We start from the raw sequence: 23,806 nt of genomic DNA, 5'->3' as shown, positions 1-23,806 counted from the left end.
GGCCCTTCGGGTAAGGCGGATGGCCGAACCATAAGATGCCGAGCAGATTGCCGCAATATTGCGACGAGATTTCGCAAACATTTGACTGACATTCGTCGTGTCGTGCAGGATCGAAGCGCTGGTCAGACAGTGGTCTCGGGTCAGAAGTCCGTCGTGGACGTGTCGCAAGCCCCTACGTCCGATCTACGTAAGCCATTGCAAGCGCTTGCGCGGAAGGCCGTATAGTTTGCGCATGACACGACGACTCGCAGAGGTGGCCAAGAAGGTCGGGGTGAGCGAGGCGACCGTGAGCCGCGTGCTCAACGGCAAGCCTGGGGTCTCCGACGCGACCCGCGAAGCCGTGCTGACCGCCCTCGACGTACTCGGCTACGAGCGCCCCACGCAACTGCGCGGCGACCGGGCCAGGCTGGTCGGCCTCGTGCTCCCCGAACTGCAGAACCCGATCTTCCCGGCCTTCGCGGAGGTGGTCGGCGGCGCGCTGGCCCAGCAGGGCTTCACCTCGGTCCTGTGCACCCGCACGGTCGGCGGGGTCTCCGAGGCCGACTACGTGGACCTCCTGCTCCAGCAGCAGGTCAGCGGCGTGGTCTTCGCCGGCGGCCTGTTCGCCCAGGCCGACGCCGCGCACGGGCACTACGAGCTGCTGCACGAGCGCAAACTGCCCACCGTCCTGGTCAACGCGGCCGTCCAGCACCTCGACTTCCCGCAGGTGTCCTGCGACGACGTGGTGGCCGCCGAGATGGCCATCGCCCACCTGCGCGCGCTCGGCCACGAGCGGATCGGCATGGTCCTCGGGCCCAAGGACCACATGCCCTCGCGGCGCAAACTGGAGACCTTCCAGGCCGGGGGCGGGGACGTGGAGCTGGTCGAACACACGATGTTCTCGCTGGAGGGCGGTCACGCCGCCGCCGCCCGCCTGGTCAAACGCGGCGTCACCGGCGTCATCTGCGCCAGCGACATCCTCGCCCTCGGCACGATCCGCGCCGCCCGCCGCGCCGGCCTCGCCGTGCCCGCCGACATCTCGGTCATCGGCTTCGACGACTCGGCCCTGATGAACTGCACGGAACCCCCGTTGACGACCGTCCGCCAGCCCATCGACGCCATGGGCCGCGCCGCGGTGGACCTCCTGGTCGCCCAGATCGACAAGGCGGTCGTACCGGCGGACGAGCTCCTGTTCGAACCGGAGCTGGTCGTCCGCGCCTCGACAACGCGCGCGCGCTGAGAGCGGCGGGCGCGGCGAGCTCTCGTCCGCGCCCGTCTCCTCAGGAAACCCCGTACGGCGTCCCGAGTGGGCGCCCTTCCCAGCCTCCTGCGGCGGGGTGTTTCGTGCGGTCCGCTCCCGGAAGGACCCCACCCCTGTCCAGCGGGAGGGTCAACGTGATGCAGTCGTTATCTTGCAATATGAAGTCGAAATATTGCGCACTTCGGTCGCTGATCCTATGGTGTGGGCACCTCGCATCAGAAGGGTAAGACCATGCAGAGATCCACCGGACTCTTGCTCGTAACCGTGCTAGGACTCACGGCATCGGCGTGCGGCTCGGGCGGCGAGCCGGCCACCCCCAACGCCAGTGGCGGCGCCAAGGCCGTGTCGATCACCGTGGCCTGCCAGCCGGCGAAGTCCGCGCCGAAGGAGCGGGAAGCCTGGGACGCGGACGTGGCCACGTTCACGAAGGACCACCCGGGCGTGACGGTCAAGAGCACCGACCAGCAACCGTGCTTCGACCCCAAGACGTTCGGCCCCAAGCTGGCCGGCGGCCAGATGGAAACGGCCTTCGTGGTGCCCGTGACCAACTACAACGACGTGATCTCCAAGGGCCAGGCGCTGGACATCACGCAGTACACCGGCGAGATCAAGAACTGGAACGACCTGCGCGCCGACCACAAGGAACTGGTCACCAAGGACGGCAAGGTCTACGGCGTGCCGAACGTGCACTACAGCGTGGGCCTGGTCTACAACCGTGCCCTGTTCACCAAGGCCGGGCTCGACCCCAACACCCCGCCCAAGACGTGGGCCGAGGTCCGCGACGCCGCCAAGAAGATCGCCGGGCTGGGCCAGGGCTACGTCGGGTACGGCGAGTACTCCGGCGGCAACACCGGCGGCTGGCACTTCACCCAGGCCATCTACGGTCGCGGCGGCGCCATCCTGACGCCCGACGACAAGAAGGCCGCGTTCAACTCGCCCGAGGGCAAGGCCGTGCTGCAGAACCTGCACGACATGCGCTGGACGGACAACAGCATGGGCACCAAGCTGCTGGTCGACTGGGAGTCGCTCATGGTCGCCATGGGCAGCGGCAAGGTCGGCATGATGCTCGGCGCACCCGACGTGGTCACCGACGTGGTGAACAAGTTCAAGGGCAACGTCGCCGACTACGGCATCACCGGCTTCCCGGAGGGCAAGGCGTCGCTGAGCGGCGGCGAAGCGTTCATGATCAACCCGAAGGCCACCCCGGAGGAGGCCAAGGCCGCGCTGGAGTGGATCGACTACCGGTTCAACACCGTCGGCAAGGGCCGCTGGGACTTCGCCCGCGGCAAGAGCATCGGCAATCCGGTGGGCGTGCCGGACAACGCCGTCTTCGGTGACTCTCCCACCGGGCAGGCCATCCAGGCCGACCGCGTGAAGAACGCCTCGCTCCCGGTCGCGAACTACGACTCCTACGTCCAGGCCGCCGGCACCATCCCGCCGAAGGCCGAGCCGGTGCACGCGCAGGAGCTGTACGCCATCCTCGACGTGGCGATGTCCGGCGTGCTGAGCCGTGAGAGCGCCAGCGTCGACCAGTTGCTCACGGACGCCGAGACCAAGGCGAACTCGATGCTGGCGGCCAAGGGCTGACCTCTATGCAGATCTTGAGGCGCAATCTGACGGCCTACGGGTTCTTGTGCGCGGCGCTGGCCTGCTTCACGGTGTTCGCCTGGTATCCGATGGTCAGGGAGTTCATTCTGAGCTTCCAGAAGACCGACCTGATCAACGAACCGGTCTGGGTGGGCCTGGACAACTTCAAGACGGCGTTCCTGGACCCGGCGTTCAGCGAAGCCTGGCTGAACACCCTGGAGTTCACGCTCCTCGCGCTGGTGTTCGGGTACGCCGTGCCGTTCGTCGTCGCGCTCGTGCTGAACGAGCTGCGCCACGCCCGGGCCTACCTGCGGTTCGTGGTCTACCTGCCGGTGATGTTGCCGCCGATCGTGGCGGTGCTGCTGTTCAGGTGGTTCTACGATCCGGGGCCCGGGCTGTTCAACCAGGTGCTCGACTTCTTCGGCCTGCCGTCGCTGGCCTGGCTGGACAGCTCGGCCACCGCCCTGATCTCCCTGGTCATCGTCGCGACCTGGATGAACATGGGCAGCGCGACCCTGATCTACCTGGCCGCGCTGCAGAACATCCCGCCTGAGCTGTACGAGGCGGCGGAGCTGGACGGGGCCGGCATCTTCAAGCGGATCAGGCACGTCACGATCCCGCAGACGCGGCTGATCCTGCTGCTCATGCTGATGTTGCAGATCGTGGCGACCATGCAGGTGTTCATCGAGCCGTACATGCTGACCGGCGGCGGGCCGGAGAACTCGACGGTCACGGTCGCGTACCTGATGTTCCAGAACGCGTTCACACTCCAGGACTACGGCTCGGCCGGGGCGCTCGGCATGATGCTCATGATCGTGCTGCTCGTCTTCGCGGCCTTCCAGCTCCGGCTGACCAGGGAGGACAAGGCGTGATCTCCGTCGGAGCCGGGGCTACCACCCAGCACAAGCGGGGCAAGAAGAGGTCACCGAAGCCGATCGAGGTGCAGTTCCGCACGATCGTCTCGCCTCATCAGCTCAACAGCAGGTGGGGCAGGCGGATCTACTGGCTGGTGCTCGCCGCGATCCTCGTGGTGTTCACGCTGGCCTTCGTCTTCCCGCTCTACTGGATGATCACCGGTGCGCTCAAGACGCCGGAGGAGCTGGCGCAGATGCCGCCGACGCTCGTTCCGGCCGATCCGACGCCCGACGCGTTCTTCGAGGCGTGGGACCTGTTCGACATCGGCACGCTGCTGGCGAACACCGCCTACTACTCGCTGGGCGGCTGGATCGTCTGCATGGCCGTGGACGTCTCGGCGGCGTACGCGCTGTCGAAGCTGCGGCCGAAGTTCGGCAACGTCATCCTGGCCATGATGCTGGCCACGCTGATGATCCCGGCGATGGTCGTGCTGATCCCGCTGTACGTCACGGTCGTGGACCTGGGCCTGCTCAACAGCCCGTGGGCGTTGTGGCTGCCCGCGGCGGCCAACGGGTTCAACATCTTCCTGCTCAAGCGTTTCTTCGACTCGATCCCCCGGGAACTGATCGAGGCCGCGCAGATCGACGGCGCGGGGGCGGTGCGGATCCTGCGTTCGGTGATCCTGCCGATCTCCCGGCCGATCCTGGGGGTGGTCTCCATCCTCACGATCGTGACCTCGTTCAAGGACTTCGTCTGGCCGCTGCTCGTCATGACGGACAGCGACAGGATGACGATCAGCGTGGGCCTGTCGCAGACGGCCGGGGCCGTCACCCAGAACCAGGTCATGGGCGGTCTGCTGATCACCAGCATCCCCATGATCATCGTTTTCTTCATCTTCCAACGGCACATCATGGCGGGACTCACCGCCGGAAGCATTAAGGGATAGCGCATGTCGCAAACGTGGTGGCGGGGGGCCGCGATCTACCAGGTCTACCTGCGTAGTTTCGCCGACGGCAACGGTGACGGCGCCGGCGACCTGGCCGGCCTGCGCTCTCGCCTGACATATCTGAAAGAGCTCGGGATCGACGCCATCTGGCTCAACCCGTGGTATCCGTCGCCGATGGCCGACGGCGGCTACGACGTGGCCGACTACCGGGACATCGAGCCGGTCTTCGGCACGCTCGCCGAGGCCGAGCGGTTCATCGTGGAGGCGCACGAGCTCGACATCAAGGTCATCATCGACGTGGTCCCGAACCACAGCTCGACGCAGAGCGCCTGGTTCAAGGAGGCCCTGGAGAACCCGGCCGCCAGGGACCGGTTCTGGTTCGCCGACGAGCCGCTCAACGACTGGCAGTCGATCTTCGGCGGCTCCGCCTGGAGTCAGGTGCCAGACGGGCAGTGGTACCTGCACCTGTTCGCCCCAGAGCAGCCCGACTTCAACTGGGCCAACCCTGAGGTCCACCAGGAGTTCGAGGACGTGCTGCGCTTCTGGTTCGAGCGCGGCGTGGACGGCTTCCGCATCGACTCGGCGGCCCTGCTCTACAAGTCCGGCACCGGTTACGAAGACCTCGACGAGGTCCACGACGTCTACCGCCGGTGGCGCGAGGTGGCCGACGAGTATGGCGAGCGCATCCTGATCGGGGAGGTCTGGCTCCCCGACCAGGAGCGTTTCGCGCGCTACCTGCGCCCCGACGAGATGCACACGGCCTTCAACTTCGACTTCCTGTCCTGCGCCTGGGACCCGGCCGACCTGCGCAGGTCCATCGAGCTGACGCTGGACACCCACACCCCCATCGGCGCCCCGCCGACGTGGGTGTTGTCCAACCACGACGTGACCAGGCCGGTCACCCGGTACGGCCGCATCGACACCACGTTCGCGCACGGGGGCGCCCTCCACGGCACGCCGTCGGACCCGGAGCTCGGCTACCGCCGGGCCAGGGCCGCGGCGCTGCTGGCCATGGCCCTGCCCGGTTCCGTCTACGTCTACCAGGGCGAGGAGCTGGGCCTTCCAGAGGTGGAGGACCTGCCGAACGAGGTGCGTCAGGACCCGATGTACGCCCGCTCCGGCGGCACCAACCCCGGCCGCGACGGCTGCCGGATCCCGCTGCCGTGGTCGGGCGAGGAGCCTCCGTTCGGCTTCGGCACGGGCACGCCGTGGTTGCCGCAGCCGGAGAGCTGGCGCAAGCTGACGGCCGAGGCCCAGCGTACGGACCTGGGCTCCATGCTCAGCCTCTACCGCACGGGACTCGGCCTGCGCCGGAAACTGCTCGGGGACGGGACACTGACCTGGCTGCCGATGGGCGAGCAGGTCCTGGCCTTCACCCGGGACTCCGGCCTGACCTGCGTCACGAACCTCGGCGCCGACCCGGTGCCGCTGCCCGCGGGCGAGGTCGTGCTGGCCAGCGGCCCGGTCGAGGACGGCCTCCTGCCCTCCGACACCACGGCCTGGCTGACCTGATCACGCGCGCCCCGAGCGGACTTCGCGCCGCTCGGGGTGCTCCCCGCCGCACCGAACTACGCCGATCCCGATCGATCGGCCCCGGCGACAACGAGATCATCACGCTCACGGTCCAGGAAACGATCACGGCGGCGAAGGAGCAGGATCAGCAGTAGCGTCCCGGCCACGCAGACCCAGCCGAACCAGTCGCCGAACCGCGCGTACAACGTGGGACCGGAAGGCCCGGCGGGCACGTCGGCGACAGCCACCACGAACGGCTCCCGCGTCCCCTCAGTGTCCGTCTCGGCCAGCACCCGCCCCCACGCGTCGGAGATCATCGGCCTGCCCCACGTCGCCGCCCAGGCCAGCGAGAACCCGCTCTCCACCCCCCGCAACAGCCCCATCCGCCCGTGTTGCCACCCGTTGCCGAACTCGTCGGCCGCGGGAACGGCCAGCAACCGTGCCCCCGCCCGCCCGTAGTCCCTGCTGGGGGCTGCGAAGTTGAGGTCCATGCAGTTCGCGAGCCCCATCCGGCCGGCGAGCGCCAGCTCCGTGCCCCGCTTGAACGGCTCCCCGGGCGCGAAGTGCCACTTGGTGTAGTAAACGGGCTTCGACCCGTCGGCCGGGAGGTACACCGAGTAGTTGTACTTGATGGCGGGCGTCGTGTGCAGGATCCCGACCACCACGTCCACGTCCTGCCGGCGCGCGACCTCCGTGAGCGATCCGACGACGGCCGGCAGGCTGCTCTCGTCGGTGCCGAACGTGGCCTCGGGCAGCACCACCGTACGCACTCCTTCCGGCAGCGCCGCGATCCGCTCCGCGTACGCCCGCACCAGGTCCCGCCCGCCCGCGCTCGCCGCGTCCGGCGCCCACTGGAACCGCGTCGACGACAACACCGCCACTTTCCGCGACGTCCCGTCCACGTCCCCGGCTCCGGCCAGCCGCCACGCCCCGAACCCCAGCGTGAGCCCGCAGACCACCGCCGCCACCACCCCGGTACGCAGCCGCACCCCCGGAGACGCCACCGCCGCCACCGCGCAGGGCACCAGCAGCACGAGGAACTCCACCCCCCAGGCCCCCGTCACCGACGCGATCTGGGTCACCAGCACGATCTCGGCCTGGTTGGTGGCCAGCGGCCAGATGATCCCCGACGGGTTGACCAGCGTGACCAGGTGCATCGCCGCCACCCAGGCCGCCGGAGCCCCGAACACCGCCGCCAGCCCCTGACCCCGCCGCAGGAGTGCCCGGAAGAGCAGCACCACCAGCCCGAACAATAACGAACTCCCGACCAGGATCCCCATTCCGACCGGCAACGGCACCGACGGCGTACGCAGGAAGAACTCGAACTGCCCCGCCTGCCCCAGCAGATAGGCCAGGAACGCCACCCCGAAGGCCGCCCGCCCGCTAACGCGGGACGCCAGCCACAGGACCGGCAGCGGCGCGATCCACGTCAGCGCCGGGATCGGCGCGAACCCGGTGCCGAAGAAGAACAGCACCGCCGAGACGCCCACCGCCACGACCGAATATCTCATCCCCTGATTCACGTATACACCGTAAACTTGCATTGTTTACGCCGTCAACTCGATACGATCACGAGATGGCACGGCTGCGCAGAACGCCCCCGCACGACCTGGACCCCGAGGCCCGGGCGCTCTACGACCAGATCACCTCCGGGCCGCGCGGCACGTTCATGGTCGATGCGGAGGGAGGGCTGACGGGGCCGTTCAACGCGATGTTGCTCAGCCCGCCCGTCGGCGACCCGCTGCAGGAGCTCGGAGCGGCCATCCGCTACCGCTCCTCGCTCACCGACCGGGCGCGGGAGCTGGCCGTCCTGGTCGTGGCCGGGCACCAGGACAGCGCGTTCGAGCGCGCGGCCCACGAGCCGATCGCCCGCGACCTCGGCTTCACCGAGGAGCAACTCCAGGCACTGCGCGACGGCTCACCCCTGGCCCTGCCCGACCCGGCCGAGGCCGCGGTGCTCGCCGTGACCCGCGCCCTGGTGGCGAAGGGGGATCTGGACGACGAGGAGTACGCGGCGCTGGGGGAGCGCGAGCTGTTCGAGCTGACCACGCTGGTCGGCTACTACACCACGCTGGCCCTCCAGCTCCGTGTCTTCCGCGTGTGAGCTAGGCGGACTCCCTGATCACCAGCTCCGTGGGCAGGATGACCGGCTCCGTCGGGCCGCCCTCGAACAGGTTGAGCAGCAGTTGCACCATGGCCGCCGCCTGTTCCATGACCGGATGCCGCAGCGTCGTCAGCGGCGGTTCGGTGTATTTGGCCGCCTCGATGTCGTCGAAGCCCACCACCGCCACGTCGTCGGGCACCCGGCGGCCGGACAGGCGCAGCGACTGCAGCGCCCCGACCGCCATCAGGTCATTGGCCACGAAGACGGCGTCCAGCCCGGGATCGTCGCCGAGGAGCTGCCGCATCGCCACCGCGCCCGACTCGCGGGTGAAGTCGCCCACCGCCACGATCGAGCGGCAGTCGGAGTCGCGCAGCACGTTGCGGTAGCCGGCCAGCCGGTCCTGCCCGGCGATCATGTCCTGCGGCCCGGCGATCGTGGCGATCCTGCGCCGCCCTATCTCCACCAGGCGCCGGACCCCGGCCTCGGCCCCGCCCACGTTGTCGTTGTCCACGAACGGCATGTCCACCGGCACGGCCGGCCGCCCGTAGGAGACCACGGGGACGCGCAGCCGTGACAGCGCGGCGGGCAGCGGGTCGGCGCCGTGCATGGAGATCAGCATGACGCCGTCCACGTGGCCGCCCGAGATGTAACGCTCCACCCGGGCGTGGCTCTTGGCCGATGAGGCCAGCATCAGCACGACCTGCTTGTTCACCGCCTCCAGCTCCAGCGAGGCCGACCTGATCGCGGTGGAGAACAGCGGATCCTCGGAGAAGACCCGTGTCCCCGGCTCGCTGACGACCAGGGCGACCGAGTCGGTGCGCTGGGTGACCAGGCTGCGCGCGGCCGAGTTGGGCACGTAGCCCAACTCGTCGATCGCGCGCAGCACGGCGTCGCGAATGTGCGGCGCCACCGTCGTCTGCCCGTTGACCACACGGGAGGCGGTGGCCCGCGAGACGCCCGCGCGGGCGGCGACGCCCTCGAGCGTCGGGCGTCTCATGAGATAACCAGAAGGGAGAGCACGGAAAAAATCTACAGGCCGTTCCTGCTGATCACGTCGCGGTACCACAGCGCGCTGTCCTTCGGCACCCTCGTCAGCGTCGCGTAGTCCACATGGACAATGCCGAACCGCCGCCGGAAGCCCTCGGCCCACTCGAAGTTGTCCAGCAGCGACCACACCAGATATCCCCGCAGGTCGGCACCCGCCTCGATGGCCCTGCGCACCTCGCGCAGATGCCCGTCCAAGTACGCCACCCGCTCGTCGTCGTGCACGCGCCCGTCCTCCACGACGTCTTCGAAGGCCGCGCCGTTCTCCGTGACCATGAGGCCGACCTGCGGATAGTCCTTCGAGAGCCGTACCAGCAGCCTGGACAGACCGTCGGGCACGATCGGCCAGCCCATCGCGGTCGTCGGCGCGTCCGCCGCGGCGAACTTGACGTTCTCCGAGCCCGGCCACGCGGCGTCGGCCGGCAGTCCCGGGCCCGACTCGACCACGCACGGGTTGTAGTAGTTGACGCCGACCAGGTCGATCGGCGCGTTGATCAGCTCCAGGTCGCCGTCCTGGATGTGCTCCGTCCCGCCGTTGCGCGCCGCCGCGGCCAGGACCTCCTCCGGGTACGTGCCGTACACCGCCGGGTCCAGGAACTGCCGAGTCAGCAACGTGTGGATGCGGTGGGCCACGGCCGCGTCCGCCTCGCTGGGCACCGCGGAAGGGTCGTTGACCTGGGCCGGGGTGAGCACGGGGGAGGAGTTGATCACCAGCATGATGCTCTGCGCGCCGGCCGCGCGCAGCCGCCGCGCCGCCAGTCCGTGGCCGAGCAGCAGGTGGTGCGCCGAGCGCATGGCGTCGGCCGGGTCGCGGCGGCCCGGCGCGTGCACGCCGTTGCCGTAGCCGAGGAAGGCCGCCACCCAGGGCTCGTTCAGCGTGGCCCAGTTGCTGACACGGTCGCCCAGCTTGTCGTGGACGGCCTGGGCGTAGTCGGCGAAGCGATAGGCGGTGTCGCGGTGGGTCCACCCGCCACGGTCCTCAAGGGCCTGGGGCAGATCCCAGTGATAAAGCGTGACATAAGGCGAAATTTCGGCGGCTAGGAGTTCATCTACGAGCTTGTCGTAAAAGGCCAGGCCGCGGGGGTTGATCGAGCCTTCGCCGTCGGGCTGGACGCGCGGCCAGGCCACCGAGAACCGGTAGGCCGCCAGCCGCAGCTCACGCATCAGCCCGATGTCGTCCCGGTAGCGGTGGTAGTGGTCGCAGGCCACGTCGCCGGTGTCGTCGTCCACCACGTTCCCGGGGGTGTGGGAGAAGGTGTCCCAGATCGACTGGCCCCGCCCGTCCTCCTTGACCGCCCCCTCGATCTGGTACGAGGCCGTGGCGGCGCCCCAGACGAATTCCTCGGGAAAGATCATCCCTTAACAGCTCCTTGCATGATTCCACCGATGATTTGCTTGCCGAACAGGGCGAACACGGCCACGAGAGGCAGGGTTCCGATCGCGGTGCCCGCGAGGCCGAGCACGTAGTCGTTGACGTACCCGCTGGCCAAGGTCGAGAGCGCCACCTGGACGGTGGGATTGTCCGGGTTGAGCACGACCAGCGGCCAGAAGTAGTCGTTCCAGGCCGACATGAACGTCAGCATGCCGAGCACCGCCGCCGCGGGCCGCGCGGTCGGCAGCACGACGTGCCAGAAGAGCCCCCACGTCGTGCACCCGTCCACCCGCCCGGCCTCCAGCAGTTCGGTGGGCAGGGCGCGCGAGAGGTACTGCGTCATGAAGAACACGCCGAACGCGTTGACCAGCGCGGGCACGATCAGCGCGTAGTTGGTGCCGGTCCACTCCAGCTTCACCATGAGCATGTAGAGCGGGATGATGCCGAGTTGCGCCGGGACCATCATGGTCGCCACGGTGATCACGAGCATGACGTTCTTGCCCCTGAAGCGCAGCTTGGCGAAGGCGAACCCGGCCAGCGTCGAGAAGAACATCACCGCGATCGAGATCGACCCGGCCACGATCACCGAGTTGACCAGCGCGAGCCCGAAGGGCACGGTGTCGAAGACCCGGGCGACGTTGGCGAAGAAGTTCCCGCCGGGGATCAGCGGCGGCGGCACCTCGGCCAGCGCGGAGTTGTGCCGGGAGGCCACCACCACGCTGTAGTACAGCGGGAAGGCCGAGAAGAAGGCCACCGCGGTCAGGGTCAGGTAGCGCAGCCTCATACCAGCCCGCCCTTCACCTTGCGAGTGATCAGGAAGTTGATCCCGGCGACCACCACCACGGCCACGAACATCAGCCACGACGCCGCGGAGGCGTACCCGAAGTCGAAGGTCGAGTTCGCGAAGCCCTGCTCGTAGACGAACAGCGCCAGCGTCTGGAACTGCCGGTCGGGGCCGCCCGAGGCGACGCCGCCCCCGCCGCCGCTGCTCTGCCCGAACAACATGGGCTCGGCGATGATCTGCATCGCGCCGATCGTGGAGACGATGACCACGAAGATGATCGTGGGCCTGATCATCGGGATCGTGATCTTGCGGAGCTGGGTGAAGTTGCCCGCGCCGTCGATGGTGGCGGCCTCGTACAACTCCCGGGGCACGGCCTGCATCGCGGCGAGGAAGATCAGCGCGTTGTACCCGGTCCAGCGCCACATGATCATCACGGCGAGCGCGACGTGGGAGGTGGCCGTGCCCGCCGCCCAGTCGACGGTGCCCACCCCGAACCACGACAGGACCCAGTTGATCATGCCGAAGTCCCGGCCGAAGAGCTGGCTGAAGATCACCACCACGGCCACCACGCTCGTGACGTTGGGCAGCAGCAGCGCGACCCGGAACACCGTCTGGAACCGCAGCCGCCGGTTGAGCAGGTGCGCCAGCCAGATGGCCAGCGCGAGTTGCGGCACGGTCGACAGCACGCCGATGGACAGGGTGTTGAAGGTGGCGTTCCAGAAGTATCCGTCGGCGAGCAACGTCGAGTAGTTGCCGAGCCCGATGAACTCCTGGGTCTCGGACAGCAGCGTCCACTCGTGCAGGCTCACCCAGGCCGTGTAGAGCAGCGGGAACAGCCCGAAGGCGCAGAACAGCAGGAAGAACGGGGCCACGTAGGCGTACGGCGACACCCTCACGTCGAGGGTGTGCCGCACGCTGCGCCTACGCCGTCGCGTGACCGCGAGGGGAAGGGAGCTCATTTGATCTTCTTGACGTCCTCGAGCACCTGCGCCCACGACTCATCCGGCGTCTGCTTGCCCTGCTCCACGCGACCGAGCCCGTTACCGACGGCCGTGCGGACGTCGGCCTCCTTCGGGCCGAGGTGCTGCGGCTTGAGCGCCTTGGCGGCCTCGGAGTAGATCCGGCCGATGGGGGCGTCGCCGAAGAACGGCTTGGTGAAGTTCTGGATCGACGGGTCGTCGTACAGGGCCGGGATCGAGGGGAAGGTGCCCTCCTCCTTGAAGACCTTGGCCTGGTTCTCCTTGGAGGTGAGGAAGCCGATCAGCTCGGCCGCCTCCTTCGGGTGCTTGCTCTGCTTGGGCACCATCAGGTGCGAGCCGCCGCTGTTGCCCGAGCCGCCGGGCACGGTCGCGATGTCCCACTTGCCCGTCGCGTCCTTGGCCTGCTCCTGGATGAAGCCGGTCATCCAGGCCGGGCAGATGATCGTGGCGAACGAGCCCTTGGCGAAACCGGTGTTCCACGGCGGCGAGAAGGCCGCCAGCTTGGCGGTCAGGTTCTCCTGGGTGAGCTGGTTCGACAGGTCCCAGGCCTTCTTCACCTCGGGGTTGGACGCCACGATGATGTTGTCCTGGGCGTCGTACAGGCCGGTGGGCGCCTGGTTGACCATGGCGCGGAAGATCTCGCCGGGGGAGTCCACGAACTTGGCGCCGGCCACGCTCGCCGCGGCGAACTTCTTGCCGGTCGCGATGTAGTCCTGCCAGGTCGGCCAGAGCTGGGCCACCGCGGCGCGGTCGTCCGGCAGCCCGGCCTTCTTGAACAGGTCCTTGCGGTAGCACATGGCCAGCCCGCCGACGTCGGTGCCGAGGCCGAGGACCTGCGAGCCGTCCTTGCTCAGGCCCTGCTGCCACTTCCAGTCGAGGTAGTCGGCCTGGCGCTTGTCGAGCCCGTACTGCTTGAGGTCCTGGAACTTGCCGGGCTGGGCGGTGAAGGTGCTGATGTAGCCCACCTCGACCGCTTCGATGTCACCCGCGCCCGCGTTCGTGGCCAGCCGCTTGACCAGGTTGCTGTGGTGGTCGTTGAACTGCGTGACGCTCTCGACGATCTCGAGGTTCGGGTGGGTCTTCTTGTACTCCTCATAGAGCGGTTTGAAGCCGAAGTCACCGAACAGGCTGACGGTCAGCTTGATCTTCTCTGCCGGCTGGGCGCTCGACTCGGTGGCGGTGTCGCCGCCACTTCCGCCGCCACACGCCGTTGCCAATGCGAGGACGGACGCGGTGAGCACAGGCAGACCGAGCCGCCGGATGCGAGGGGCCATGGGAAACCCTCCTGGGGAGTTAAGGGGGGATGCTGAGAGAGCGCTCTCTCAAGAGATTCCCGGGGCTCACATGCCGCTGTCAACGGGGGTTAAGTAACGATCGGCGTTATCTGAGAGAGCGCGTTCTCGCATCGGCACACCTGCGGGGCGGGCTCCCGCGCGATTAGGTTAGGCTGCCCTAATACGACTTAGGCATACCTAACTTGGAGTTCATGTGGCTTCCCTCATTCGCGCCGGCCTGGCCGCACTCGTGGCCGCGGTCAGCCTGGCCGCGTGCGGGTCCGGCGGTGACGGCGCCGCGGCCGCCAAGAGCGGCCCGACCCGTACGGTGCGGCACGAGGCCGGTACGACCGAGGTGCCCGCCACGCCGAAGCGGATCGTGTCCACGAGCGTCACCATGACCGGCCAGCTCCTCGCGCTCGGCGCCTCCGTGGTGTCCTCGCAGGCCACTCCGCCGGGCGGCCCCATCACCGACGCCGACGGCTTCTTCACGCAGTGGTCCGGCGTGGCGAAGGAGCGCGGCGTGCAGGTGCTCTACCAGGGCTACGAGCCGGACATCGAAAAGGTCATCGCGGCCAAGCCCGATCTCATCGTGGGCAGCGCCTCCGGCGCCGACAGCAGTGCCAAGGTCTACGACCAGCTCAAGGCCGTCGCCCCGACCGTGCTGTTCCGGCACGACAACGTGACCTGGCAGGAGTTGTCCACCAAGCTCGGCCAGGCGCTCGGCCTCGAAGCGAACGCCGCCAAGGTGATCGCCGGCTACGACGAGCGCGTCACCGAGGTGAAGGGCAAGATCAAGCTACCGGACGAGGACGTCGTGGTCCTGCGCGACAACAACACCGACATCCCCGTCTTCACCGAGGCCTCGGCCCAGGGCGGCCTGCTCACCGCGCTCGGCTTCAAGCTGCACGCGGTGGACGCCGCGCTGGCGGCCGAGTCGTCCAAGGAGGGCGGCGGCCGCAAGGACATCGTGAACCTCGCCCAGGAGAACGTGATCAAGGCGTTCGGCGACAGCTCGATCTTCTTCGCCGGCCACAGCGCCCAGCAGATCGCCGCCACCGAGGCCAAGGCCCTGTGGAAGGACCTGCCCGCCGTCACCGGCAAGCGGGTCTACGATCTCGGCGTCGACGCCTTCCGCATCGACTACTACAGCGCCTCCAACATCCTCGACCGCATCGAGCGGCAGTTCTCCGATGCGTGATCTTCCGCCGCGGGTGCCCAGGCCGGCCCCGCCGCTGACCCTGCCCACCCCCGCGCACGACGCCTCCCTCTCGCCGCGGGTGACCTCCCTGGACGACGGCCTCAGCGCGGTGACGTTCTCCTGGCGCGGGCAGGCCGAGGAGGTGCGGGTGCTGGCCAACAAGCTCACCCATGACACCGACGCCGCCGTGATGGAACGCACCGGCGACCTCTGGCACCGCACATACGTGGTGCGCGACGGCTGGCGCGCCTCCTACCGGCTGTCCGTGGACGGCACGGCGATCGCCGACCCGCTCAACCCGCGGGTCTGGCAGGGCTTCTCGATCGCGGAGACGACCCCGCCGTCGCCATGGCTCGCCGCCCGCGCCGAGCCGCTCCACGAGCTCAGCCGCCAGACGATCGGCTGGCGCTACGATCCGGTACGCCCTCCGCGCGGCACCCTCGTCGTGCTCGACGGCGAGCATTGGGTGGACGACCTGCCCGTCATGCTCGACAACCTCATCGAGGCCGGCGAACTGCCCCCGGTGACGGCCTGGCTCGTGGAGTCGGGTCCTGACCGGGTGGGGCGGCTGACGTGCAACCCGGAGTTCGTGGACGCGCTGCCGTACGAGGGGGCGACCGTGATCGCCGGGCAGAGCTTCGGCGGGCTGACGGCCGTCTACGCCGCCCACCGGCGCCCCGACCGGTTCGTGGCCGCGGTGTCGCAGTCGGGCTCGTTCTGGTGGCCCAACGGGCCCGAGCCCGAGTGGCTCACCGGCGAGCTGTCTCCTTCCGCGCCACCCGTGGTGCACCTGCAGGTCGGCACGGACGAGTGGGCCCTGCACGGGCCGACGGCGCGGATCGGGGAGAGGCTGCAGGGCACCTACCGGGAGTACGAGGGCGGCCACGACCGCTACTGCTGGCGCAACGAGCTGGCGACCGGCCTGATCACCGCCTACGCGAGCTAGCTCCGCACCGCCTACGCGGGCCGGGCTCCGCCACTCCCTGATCACCGCCTATGCGGGCCGGCCCCGCCATTCCCTGAACAACAACCACGCCAGGTAGAGCCCGCCGATCCCCCCGGTCAGCACGCCCACGGGCACCTGGCCGGGGGTCGGGAGCCGCTGGGCCAGCAGGTCGGCGGCGGTCAGCAACACCGCGCCCATCGCCGCCGAGGACGCGATCCCCGGCCCGGGCGCGCGGGTGACCCGCTTGGCGAGCTGCGGCGCCGCCAGCGCCACGAACCCCACCGGCCCCGCGACGGACACCGCCACCCCGGACAACCCGACCGCGACCAGCAGCAGCCCCAGCCGCAGCCGCTCGACCCGCAGCCCCAGCGCCCCGGCCGCCGCGTCGCCCATCTCCATCAGCGCCGCCGACCGGCTCAGCGCCAGCGCGACCGGCAGCCCGGCCAGCACCGCCAGGCCCACCGGCCAGACCCGATCCCAGCCCGCTCCCGCCAGGCTGCCGATGAGCCACACCTTCGCGCCCTGGGAGTCGTACAGGTCGGCCCTGGTCAGCAGGTAGGCGATGAGTGAGTGCAACATCGCCGTCACCCCGACGCCGACCAGCACGAGCCGGGTCCCCTTGACGCCGCGCCTGAACGACAACGCGTACACCAGCAGCCCGGCCACCAGCCCGCACGCCAGAGCGCCCAGGGAGACGCCCTGAGTGCTCTCCGAGCCCGCGACGAGGATCATCAGCACGGCCCCGGCCGCGGCGCCCGCGTTCACGCCGATGATGTCGGGGCTGCCGAGCGGGTTGCGCGACAGGCTCTGCACCACCGCCCCGCCCACGCCCAGCGCCGCCCCCACGAGCAGGGCCAGCGACACCCGGGGCGCCCGCAGCGTGTAGACGACCAGTTCGGTGGCGGCGTCGCCGTGCCCGAGGAGTGTCCGCAACGCGTCCCCGGCGGTCAGGGCCGCGCCGGTGCTCAGCGCGACCAGCCCCAGTGCGGCGCCCGCCGCGACCAGGAACGACACCACCACGCAGGCCCGCACGTGGACGCGCAGCGCGATGCCGGAGACCCGCAGCGTCCTCACGCCGCCACCGCCTTACGCCGCCGCAGCAGGTAGATGAAGATCGGCCCGCCCACGAACGCGGTCACGATGCCGCTCTCCAGCTCTCCAGGCCGCACGACGACGCGCCCCAGCACGTCGGCCGCCAGCAACAGCGCGGGGGCCAGCACCGCCGAGTACGCCAGCACCCAGCGGTGGTCGGGCCCGGTGAAGCCACGTACGGCATGCGGCGCCATCAACCCGATGAACCCGATCGGCCCGGCCGCCGCCGTGGCCGCCCCGCACAGCAGCGTGATCGCCACCCCGGCCAGCAACCGGGTACGCCCCAGCCGCACCCCGAGTGCCTGCCCGGTCTGCTCGCCCAGCGCGATCACGTTCAGCCCGCGCCCGAGGCCCAGCGCCAGCACCGCGCCCACCAGCACGAACGGCGCCACCTGCGCCACCACGTCCAGCGACCGCCCGGCCAGCGCCCCCACGTCCCAGAACCGCCACTGGTCGAACACGCCCGCGTCCAGGGCCAGCACCCCGTTGATCGCCGCCAGCAGCGAGGCACTGATCGCCGCCCCCGCCAGCACCAGCCGGGTGGGGTGGTGGGCGCCGAGCGCGTACACGACCACCGCCGCCACCAGCGCCCCCGCCATCGAGAACCACACCCACGTGGTCATGTCCCGCGCACCGAAGAACAGGATCGAGCAGACGACGGCCAGCGAGGCGCCCGAGTTCACGCCCAGCAGTCCGGGATCGGCCAGCGGGTTACGGGTGAGCCCCTGCATGAGCGCCCCCGCCAGACCGAGCGACAGCCCCACACAGACGCCGAGCAGGGTGCGGGGGAGCCGCAGGTCGTGGATCACGGCCGCCGTCTCACCGCCGTCGGGGTGCCAGAACTGCTGCCACACGTCCCCGGCCGGGATCGCCTGCGCGCCGACCGACAGGCTCAACGCGGCCATCACCACCAGCACCGCCAGGGACAGCCCGAGTCCCGTCCACCGCATCGAATTCCCCTCGTTAGGTAAGGCTTACCTTAGCGCTGGAGGGTTCGAGTGGAGGCACCGGCTGCCTCCGTAAGGGGATCAGCCGGTGAGGGCGCGACCGGCCATCCGGGCGTACATGCGGCCAGGGGAGGGCGCCGTGGCCAGGAATCCCGGCAACATCGGCAGATCCACGGCGAACGGATCAAGCCGCTCGTACAGCGCGTTGGCGTCCGCCGGCCGATCGCCCGGCTGCTTCTCCAGCAACTGCGCCAGCAGCACGCTGAGCGCCCCAGGCAGCCCGGGAATGCTCGGCGGCCGCTCCTTGACCTGCTGCTCGAACACCACGTAGTCGGTGGGCCCGGTGAAGAGCTGCCGCCCGGTCAGCATCTCGTGCAGGACGCAACCCAGCGAGTACAGGTCGCTACGCGCCTCGGAGACGCCGTGCTGAATCTGCTCGGGAGCCATGTACGCCGGAGTCCCCAGAATCTGGCCGATCCGGGTGAACGTGGTGACATCGGACTCCCGCAACATGGCCAGCCCGAAGTCGAGCACCTTCACACTGCCGTCCGGGCAGAGCATGAGGTTGGTCGGCTTGAGATCCCGATGGCAGATCGACAACGCGTGGGCCGCCGACAACACCGCACACGCCTGGGCCGCGATCGCCGCCGCCCACGGCACCGGCACCGGCCCGTGCTCATGCACCAGGTCGGCCACCGTGACACCCTCGATGAACTGCATCACCTGGTAAAGCCGCTGCTCATGCGTGCCGAAGTCGTACAGCACCGGCGCCCCGGGATGCTCCAGCCGGGCCAGGATGCGCGCCTCGCGAATGAACCTGGTCTCCAGCTCGTGATCGGGCCCGCCGGGCAGCCGCAGCAGCTTCACCGCGACCCGGCGATCCAGGTGGCGATCGTGGCCCGCGTAGACGGCGCCCATGCCGCCTTGCCCGAGGGGGAGGTCGTCGAGTTCATAGCGGTCACCGATGACCATTTACCCCCCTCCCGCAGCCTTTCGGGGAAAAACTACACCGTCAGGCGGCGACTTCGGCGACCGAGCCGCCTCACAAAGTGAGGCCATGGGCGGGCGGGTGCAGGTGACCGTCGGTGAGGCCGTCGAGGCCCAGCCGGATCAACGTCTGCCCCAGTGTCGAGGTTTCGCGAATGGCGTCTTCGAGCACGGCCAGTTGCCTGAAGGCTTCGCCGTAGGCCTTCTGCTCCTTCAACGACAACCTGGGCAGGCGGGTGCGCCGCACGTCGAACCTGCTGGAGCCGGTCGTCGCCCGCCCGCCCGCGGCCCGCAGGAAGCCCGCGAGGAAGTCGGGATCGAGCCGCCGCGCGTCCACCCGGTAGAGGGTGAGATGCGGCCCCAGCACCGCCCCGCCGTTGCCCATCACGCGTACGGCGGAGTAGGAGGCCACCACGTCGCCGGGCCGGATCGCGATGAGGCCCTGCTGCATGCCGGTCGAACCGGACGGCGCACTGCCGTAGAGCACGTCGTCCGAGGTCAGCACCGGCACGTCGCCCCCGTCGGCGGCCATCTTCGGCGGCGCCTGCGACGTGGCCACCAGACCCTCCTTGATCAGGTCGCCGAGCGTGGTGCCCGGCTGGTCGAGCGGCTGCTCCAGCACCTTCAGATCGGGCGGTACGGCCGCCGCCGCCAGGAAGCGGTCACGCGCCTCGGCGAACGCCCGGCCCACGTCGTCGCGCCGCTGATGCCGGGCCGGGGTCATGTCGACCTCGTCGGCCAGCAGGTCGATGATGCGGACGGTCTGATCGGAACGGTCCTCCACGTACGCCTGCCAGGCCGGCTCCACCACCGTCAGGTCGGCCGTGGCGTCCACGATCAGCACCTCGGACGGAGGCCGCTCGCCAGGGGCCGGGCGGCGCAGCAACCACAGGTCGGAGCCGGGCAGCGCCACGACCGCCCGCAGCGCGCCGGCGCGCAGGAGGTTGGCGCGGATGCGGCGGCCCGCCTTGCGGCTGGCGGCGGCCGGCGGCATCAGGATGGCCACGAGACCGCGCGGCTTCACGTGGGTGAGGCAGTGCTGCACCCAGGCCAGCTCGGGCTCGCCACGCGGCGGCAGGCCGTACTCCCAGCGCGGGTCGCCGGTCAGCTCCTCGTAGCCCCAGGCCCGCTCGTTGAACGGCGGATCGCACACCACCGCGTCGGCCCGCTCACCGGCGAAGCCGTCGTGGCGCATGGAGTCACCGGCCATCACCCTGGCCTCCAGGCCGCGCAGCCGCAGCCGGGCCGCGGTGATGGCGGCGGAGGTCTCGCTGAGGTCCTGCCCGAGCATCGTCGCCGGGCTGGCGGGGGCGAGCAACAATGTGCCGACGCCGCACGCCGGGTCGAGCACGGTCGCGCCGGCGGTGCTCACAAGCCGGACCATCAGCGCCGCGACGTCCTCGCGGGTGACGGAGAGCTGGCGCGAGTGGGCTTCGAGATAACGCTCGCAGAGGAACTCGTACGCGGCCAGCGGCCCGTGCCGCTCACCCAGCTCCAGCACGAGCCCCGCCAGTTCGGGATCGAGCCCATCGCCGTCGGCGCGCTCTCCGTCGGACAGGTCGTCCACCTTGACCGGACCACCGTCGCCCGCGGCGTTCGCGGCCCTGGTCAGCAGGGTTCCGGCGGCGGCCACCAGCTCGCCCAGCCGCAAATCCCCTGCCGCTTTCAGGCGTTGCCACGCCCGATCTCCCAGGGAGACCTGGTAGGACTTCCCATAGCGACGCAGCCAGGACTCGACCTGCCGCAGTGAGAACAGCGGCTGGTTGGCGGTGCCGCCGGTGGGCTGGGGGAAGTCGTCGTGGCGACGACGCCAGTTGCTCACCGCGGCACGCCCGACGCCGGCGAGCCGGGCGATGTCCCCGGCGTTGACGGTCGGGTCGTGGCTCATGGAGCCCACAGTAGTTCACAAGAGTCTTCAGCGCATCTGCTTGTGAAGTCTTTCAACCAATGATTTACTGCAGGGTATGAAGCACAACATCCGCTATGCCGCCGGATCAGACGTGGGCCGCCGCAGGGAGCAGAACGAGGATTCTGGCTATGCGAGTGGCCGCTTGCTCGTGGTGGCTGACGGGATGGGTGGACACGCGGCCGGCGAGCTGGCCAGCTCCGCGGCGATCGCCGTCATGCGCGAGCTGGATGCCACGCTTCCCGAGACAGGCTCCGACCTGGAGGGGGCGCTTGAGGGCGCCGTGCATGAGGCCGCGCGCAGGCTGGTCGAGCTGGCCGACATCGACCCCGCGCGCAGGGGGATGGGGACCACGGTGACCGCCATGCTGTGGGACGGCTACGCGTTCGCCCTGGCTCATCTCGGTGACTCCCGCGGATACTTGCTTCGCGATGGCGCTCTCTACCAGATGACCAAGGATCACACACTTGTGCAGTCGATGGTGGACGAAGGGCGGATAACGGAGGATCAAGCCGCCGTGCACCCCCGGCGTTCGATGGTGCTGCGCGTGCTGGGCAGCGAGGGCAGGGCGGAGCCGGACATGGCGCTGCGCGAAGCCGAGCCTGATGATCGCTACCTCCTCTGCTCCGACGGGCTCACGACCGTGCTCGGGCCCGAGGTCCTGCACGAGGTGCTGACCACGGTGACAGACCCGGCGGCGGCCGTCCAGCGGCTGATAGATCTCGCGAACGAGGGCGGCTCTCCCGACAACGTGACCGTGATCATCGCGGACGTGGTCGCACCCGGCACGGGGGACGCGGGGGTCTATCGCGTGGGCGCCGGCGCCTAACGAGCGTAGTAGTGAGTCCCACCAGTCTCAGCAGTCACATAGCCGAAATTTCGGCTCATTTCAAGACACTTTCCCAGTGACGCGCGCAATTTCGTGATGGCGCTACTACAGTCCATCGTGGTTTGTCGGTTTTCTGGGAGGAGTCACCCTGGACCCGATCGCGGACGAGCTGCTGAAGACGGTGCGGCAGGAACTCGGTTATAAGGAGAAGGGCGGCCAGTTCACCAAGTTCGGTCAGTGGTACGCGGATCACGTCCAGGACGCTCAGTACCGCGACGCGCCGTGGTGCGACATGTTCATCGCCTGGGCCGCGAACAAGGCCGACCTCACCGACTACGTCGGACAGTTCGCCTGGACGCCTTCCCACGCGGCCTGGTTCATCCAGCAGGACGCCTGGTCCAGGAAGCCCGAGCCGGGGGCGCTGGTCTTCTACGACTGGCGCGGTGGCAAGAGCTACAAGGGCATCGACCACGTCGGGGTCGTGGAGCGCGTCGACGGCAAGAAGATCCACACCATCGAGGCGAACGTCGACCACGTCTGGCTCAAGCGCAAGACCCGGGATACCGACAAGGTCGTCGGGTACGGCCTTCCGCGCCTGGTCAAGGCCAACGTCGACAAGCTGGACGAGATCCGTTCGACCGAGCGCCCTTTCGTGGCGCCGCCGCGCTCGGAGACCGGGCACGGGACGCCGCTGGACGTCTTAGGCACGCCGCCCGCGTTATTGGCCGCCATGGTCCTCATGACGATCGTCCTCTCGCTCCGCGTCTCGGGCCGCCGTCGCGGCACCCACCGCCGCTTCCACTTCCACTGGCGCTGGTCCTGGCGGCCTTCCCCCACCCATCCCGTCTCCGGCGTGAAGGTCCCCTCTCCCCGGAACCCCCTGGTCCCTGAAGGCGCGCGGGACCGCCCCAAGGCAACGGTCTCCGAGCAGGCCGAGCCGCGCCCCACCCAGGCCGCCCGTCCCCCACGGAGCCGGGTCCCGGCGGGCTCGGGCCGCTCCGCCACCAAGCACCCCACCCCCAAACGCCGCAAACCCTACGACCCAACCTGAGCCCGCCTCCGCCCCGCCGCACTTCGGCGCGGTCCTCTGTGGGAAACCGGAGGGCCTGCGGCGGCCGGTCTGCGGGTGGGTGTCGGGGGCGAAGGTCAGGTTGTGAGGTCGATGACGGCCTTGATGTCGTCGGCGGGTTCGAAGGTCTCGAGGGCGCGTGACAGCGGGATCCGCCGCGTGATCAACCGTTCCAGCCATCCCATGTCCGCCTTGGCCAGCGCCGCCGCAGCATCGCGGAAGTGCCGCAGGTTCCCGTTGACCGTGCCGAAGATCACGTCGTTCTCCAGCACGATGTCCCGGTTGATCACCCCGGCGTCCACCCGATGGCTCCGCCCGCCCGGCGACAACCCGCACAGGCAGACGATCCCGGCGGCGGCCGTGGTGGTCATGGAGTCGATGACGAGCTGCCCCGCCCCCGTACATTCGAGGATGATGTCCGGTTTGGCGTCGTGGAACGCCTCCAGGGTCGAGGACGAGTGGTAGGTCCCGCCCAGCTCCTCCACCAGCGACGACTTGACCCCGGCGGGGGCGCGGTCGAGCACGTGCACCTCCAGCCCCCGCTGCCGCCCCAGCAACGCGCCCAGCAGCCCGATCGGGCCGGCGCCGGTGACCAGCAGGCGGTGCGGCTCGTACCAGGCCCGCGACCCGATCCGTTCGATCTGCTCCCATGCCTTGGCCACCACCGACGTGGGCTCCACCAGCATGCCGACGCTCTCCAGCGCGGGGTCGAGCCGCACGGCGTAGCCGGCTTCGACGGTCCAGCGGGAGCTGCCGTACCCGTCGATCTCCTTGATGCCCCGCTCGGTGTAGCGGCCGTTGCGGCACATGTCGAACTCGCCCCGCGCGCACGCCCCGCACGGCACCGGGTCGGGACGCCGTACGACGCCCACGACCAGGTCGCCGGGTGAGAACGCGGAGCCCTCCGGCGCCTCCAGGACGCGGCCGAGCGACTCGTGGCCGATGACCATGCGCTCCTCGCCCGGCGGCGGCCAGCCGTACTCGCCGCTCCCCAGTTCTCTGTCGGTCCCGCAGATGCCCAGGGCCAGGCCCTCGACGAGCAGTTCGCCCTGGCCCGGCTCCGGGTCGGGCACCTCTCGCACGTCCAGCGTGCCTTTCCTGCCTGGCTCGAACGTCAGCGCGCGCATCGCC

Annotated in this window: 21 protein-coding genes; 10 read left to right on the top strand and 11 right to left on the bottom strand. The window is 69.5% G+C overall.

Translation table 11 applies throughout. The annotated features are described in order from the left end of the window. The first annotated feature begins 232 nt into the window (after positions 1 to 232). The 5 genes from ACFPZ3_RS52080 to ACFPZ3_RS52060 all read left to right on the top strand — a co-directional run bounded on the left by ACFPZ3_RS52080 (position 233) and on the right by ACFPZ3_RS52060 (position 6,140). Positions 233 to 1,219 carry a LacI family DNA-binding transcriptional regulator gene (locus ACFPZ3_RS52080; RefSeq protein ID WP_379521885.1) on the top strand — a complete coding sequence of 329 codons (987 nt, stop codon included), beginning with the start codon at positions 233 to 235 and terminating at the stop codon, positions 1,217 to 1,219. Between the two features lie 285 nt (positions 1,220 to 1,504). Then, on the top strand, positions 1,505 to 2,827 hold the full coding sequence (locus ACFPZ3_RS52075; RefSeq protein WP_379521884.1) for an ABC transporter substrate-binding protein: 1,323 nt from the start codon (positions 1,505 to 1,507) through the stop codon (positions 2,825 to 2,827). Positions 2,828 to 2,832: 5 nt separating this feature from the next. Continuing rightward, on the top strand, positions 2,833 to 3,699 hold the full coding sequence (locus tag ACFPZ3_RS52070; protein ID WP_379521883.1) for a carbohydrate ABC transporter permease: 867 nt from the start codon (positions 2,833 to 2,835) through the stop codon (positions 3,697 to 3,699). Further along, complete coding sequence (locus ACFPZ3_RS52065) at positions 3,696 to 4,628, top strand: carbohydrate ABC transporter permease (RefSeq protein ID WP_379521882.1); 933 nt, start codon at positions 3,696 to 3,698, stop codon at positions 4,626 to 4,628. The genes ACFPZ3_RS52070 and ACFPZ3_RS52065 overlap by 4 nt, the downstream gene beginning before the upstream one ends. 3 nt (positions 4,629 to 4,631) lie before the next feature. Continuing rightward, a complete protein-coding gene (locus ACFPZ3_RS52060; protein WP_379521881.1) occupies positions 4,632 to 6,140 on the top strand; it encodes a glycoside hydrolase family 13 protein in 1,509 nt (502 codons plus the stop codon). 56 nt (positions 6,141 to 6,196) lie between these two features. On the opposite strand, the gene ACFPZ3_RS52055 is transcribed toward ACFPZ3_RS52060, so the two are convergent. Beyond that, positions 6,197 to 7,663 (bottom strand): nitrilase-related carbon-nitrogen hydrolase, encoded by a 1,467-nt coding sequence (locus tag ACFPZ3_RS52055; RefSeq protein WP_379521880.1) that lies wholly within the window; start codon positions 7,661 to 7,663, stop codon positions 6,197 to 6,199. A gap of 53 nt (positions 7,664 to 7,716) precedes the next feature. Between ACFPZ3_RS52055 and ACFPZ3_RS52050 the strand changes: the two genes are divergently transcribed. Further along, positions 7,717 to 8,244 (top strand): carboxymuconolactone decarboxylase family protein, encoded by a 528-nt coding sequence (locus ACFPZ3_RS52050; protein ID WP_379521879.1) that lies wholly within the window; start codon positions 7,717 to 7,719, stop codon positions 8,242 to 8,244. A gap of 1 nt (position 8,245) precedes the next feature. Here the strand turns inward: ACFPZ3_RS52050 and ACFPZ3_RS52045 are convergent, their stop codons facing one another. From ACFPZ3_RS52045 to ACFPZ3_RS52025, 5 genes are read right to left on the bottom strand one after another with little or no spacing between them, the layout of a single operon-like run. Further along, complete coding sequence (locus ACFPZ3_RS52045; protein WP_379521878.1) at positions 8,246 to 9,241, bottom strand: LacI family DNA-binding transcriptional regulator; 996 nt, start codon at positions 9,239 to 9,241, stop codon at positions 8,246 to 8,248. Positions 9,242 to 9,273: 32 nt separating this feature from the next. After that, the gene (locus ACFPZ3_RS52040; RefSeq protein ID WP_379521877.1) at positions 9,274 to 10,644 is read right to left on the bottom strand and encodes a GH1 family beta-glucosidase; all 1,371 of its coding nucleotides are present in this window, start codon (positions 10,642 to 10,644) and stop codon (positions 9,274 to 9,276) included. Next, positions 10,641 to 11,444 (bottom strand): carbohydrate ABC transporter permease, encoded by an 804-nt coding sequence (locus tag ACFPZ3_RS52035; protein ID WP_379521876.1) that lies wholly within the window; start codon positions 11,442 to 11,444, stop codon positions 10,641 to 10,643. Before ACFPZ3_RS52035 ends, ACFPZ3_RS52040 begins: the two co-directional genes overlap by 4 nt. Further along, positions 11,441 to 12,403, bottom strand: coding sequence for a carbohydrate ABC transporter permease (locus ACFPZ3_RS52030; protein ID WP_379521875.1), 963 nt, complete (start codon positions 12,401 to 12,403; stop codon positions 11,441 to 11,443). The genes ACFPZ3_RS52035 and ACFPZ3_RS52030 overlap by 4 nt, the downstream gene beginning before the upstream one ends. After that, positions 12,400 to 13,698, bottom strand: coding sequence for an ABC transporter substrate-binding protein (locus ACFPZ3_RS52025; protein WP_379521874.1), 1,299 nt, complete (start codon positions 13,696 to 13,698; stop codon positions 12,400 to 12,402). Before ACFPZ3_RS52025 ends, ACFPZ3_RS52030 begins: the two co-directional genes overlap by 4 nt. A gap of 214 nt (positions 13,699 to 13,912) precedes the next feature. Here ACFPZ3_RS52025 and fepB point away from each other — a divergent pair, with 214 nt between their 5' ends. Both fepB and ACFPZ3_RS52015 read left to right on the top strand, forming a co-directional pair. Then, positions 13,913 to 14,899, top strand: coding sequence for a Fe2+-enterobactin ABC transporter substrate-binding protein (gene fepB / locus ACFPZ3_RS52020; protein ID WP_379521873.1), 987 nt, complete (start codon positions 13,913 to 13,915; stop codon positions 14,897 to 14,899). Next, on the top strand, positions 14,892 to 15,845 hold the full coding sequence (locus tag ACFPZ3_RS52015; RefSeq protein ID WP_379521872.1) for an alpha/beta hydrolase-fold protein: 954 nt from the start codon (positions 14,892 to 14,894) through the stop codon (positions 15,843 to 15,845). The genes fepB and ACFPZ3_RS52015 overlap by 8 nt, the downstream gene beginning before the upstream one ends. 48 nt (positions 15,846 to 15,893) lie before the next feature. Here ACFPZ3_RS52015 and ACFPZ3_RS52010 read toward each other — a convergent pair whose 3' ends face one another. The 4 genes from ACFPZ3_RS52010 to ACFPZ3_RS51995 form a co-directional block, all read right to left on the bottom strand. Continuing rightward, entirely contained in the window at positions 15,894 to 16,919 is a 1,026-nt protein-coding gene (locus ACFPZ3_RS52010; protein ID WP_379521871.1) for a FecCD family ABC transporter permease, read from the bottom strand. Next, on the bottom strand, positions 16,916 to 17,887 hold the full coding sequence (locus ACFPZ3_RS52005; protein ID WP_379521870.1) for a FecCD family ABC transporter permease: 972 nt from the start codon (positions 17,885 to 17,887) through the stop codon (positions 16,916 to 16,918). The genes ACFPZ3_RS52010 and ACFPZ3_RS52005 overlap by 4 nt, the downstream gene beginning before the upstream one ends. A gap of 78 nt (positions 17,888 to 17,965) precedes the next feature. Then, positions 17,966 to 18,856: a serine/threonine-protein kinase gene (locus tag ACFPZ3_RS52000; RefSeq protein WP_379521869.1), complete on the bottom strand. Its 891-nt coding sequence runs from the start codon at positions 18,854 to 18,856 to the stop codon at positions 17,966 to 17,968. A gap of 70 nt (positions 18,857 to 18,926) precedes the next feature. Continuing rightward, a complete protein-coding gene (locus tag ACFPZ3_RS51995; RefSeq protein WP_379521868.1) occupies positions 18,927 to 20,759 on the bottom strand; it encodes a class I SAM-dependent DNA methyltransferase in 1,833 nt (610 codons plus the stop codon). Positions 20,760 to 20,835: 76 nt separating this feature from the next. Here ACFPZ3_RS51995 and ACFPZ3_RS51990 point away from each other — a divergent pair, with 76 nt between their 5' ends. Continuing rightward, a complete protein-coding gene (locus tag ACFPZ3_RS51990) occupies positions 20,836 to 21,606 on the top strand; it encodes a PP2C family protein-serine/threonine phosphatase (RefSeq protein ID WP_379521867.1) in 771 nt (256 codons plus the stop codon). A 181-nt stretch (positions 21,607 to 21,787) separates the two neighbouring features. Then, positions 21,788 to 22,657: a CHAP domain-containing protein gene (locus tag ACFPZ3_RS51985; RefSeq protein ID WP_379521866.1), complete on the top strand. Its 870-nt coding sequence runs from the start codon at positions 21,788 to 21,790 to the stop codon at positions 22,655 to 22,657. Positions 22,658 to 22,752: 95 nt separating this feature from the next. Here ACFPZ3_RS51985 and ACFPZ3_RS51980 read toward each other — a convergent pair whose 3' ends face one another. Further along, the gene (locus ACFPZ3_RS51980) at positions 22,753 to 23,802 is read right to left on the bottom strand and encodes a glucose 1-dehydrogenase (RefSeq protein ID WP_379521865.1); all 1,050 of its coding nucleotides are present in this window, start codon (positions 23,800 to 23,802) and stop codon (positions 22,753 to 22,755) included. Positions 23,803 to 23,806: the final 4 nt, after the last annotated feature.

Source organism: Nonomuraea insulae (assembly GCF_042656245.1).
Note: the sequence above shows the minus strand (reverse complement) of the source record. Positions and strands in the feature narration are given on the sequence as shown.

Coding starts and splice junctions, on each gene's coding strand:
- ACFPZ3_RS52080 (WP_379521885.1), top strand. CDS start 233: ATGACACGACGACTCGCAGAGGTGGCCAAGAAGGTCGGGGTGAGCGAG.
- ACFPZ3_RS52070 (WP_379521883.1), top strand. CDS start 2,833: ATGCAGATCTTGAGGCGCAATCTGACGGCCTACGGGTTCTTGTGCGCG.
- ACFPZ3_RS52060 (WP_379521881.1), top strand. CDS start 4,632: ATGTCGCAAACGTGGTGGCGGGGGGCCGCGATCTACCAGGTCTACCTG.
- ACFPZ3_RS52050 (WP_379521879.1), top strand. CDS start 7,717: ATGGCACGGCTGCGCAGAACGCCCCCGCACGACCTGGACCCCGAGGCC.
- ACFPZ3_RS52045 (WP_379521878.1), bottom strand. CDS start 9,241: ATGAGACGCCCGACGCTCGAGGGCGTCGCCGCCCGCGCGGGCGTCTCG.
- ACFPZ3_RS52040 (WP_379521877.1), bottom strand. CDS start 10,644: ATGATCTTTCCCGAGGAATTCGTCTGGGGCGCCGCCACGGCCTCGTAC.
- ACFPZ3_RS52035 (WP_379521876.1), bottom strand. CDS start 11,444: ATGAGGCTGCGCTACCTGACCCTGACCGCGGTGGCCTTCTTCTCGGCC.
- ACFPZ3_RS52030 (WP_379521875.1), bottom strand. CDS start 12,403: ATGAGCTCCCTTCCCCTCGCGGTCACGCGACGGCGTAGGCGCAGCGTG.
- ACFPZ3_RS52025 (WP_379521874.1), bottom strand. CDS start 13,698: ATGGCCCCTCGCATCCGGCGGCTCGGTCTGCCTGTGCTCACCGCGTCC.
- ACFPZ3_RS52015 (WP_379521872.1), top strand. CDS start 14,892: ATGCGTGATCTTCCGCCGCGGGTGCCCAGGCCGGCCCCGCCGCTGACC.
- ACFPZ3_RS52005 (WP_379521870.1), bottom strand. CDS start 17,887: ATGCGGTGGACGGGACTCGGGCTGTCCCTGGCGGTGCTGGTGGTGATG.
- ACFPZ3_RS52000 (WP_379521869.1), bottom strand. CDS start 18,856: ATGGTCATCGGTGACCGCTATGAACTCGACGACCTCCCCCTCGGGCAA.
- ACFPZ3_RS51995 (WP_379521868.1), bottom strand. CDS start 20,759: ATGAGCCACGACCCGACCGTCAACGCCGGGGACATCGCCCGGCTCGCC.
- ACFPZ3_RS51990 (WP_379521867.1), top strand. CDS start 20,836: ATGAAGCACAACATCCGCTATGCCGCCGGATCAGACGTGGGCCGCCGC.
- ACFPZ3_RS51980 (WP_379521865.1), bottom strand. CDS start 23,802: ATGCGCGCGCTGACGTTCGAGCCAGGCAGGAAAGGCACGCTGGACGTG.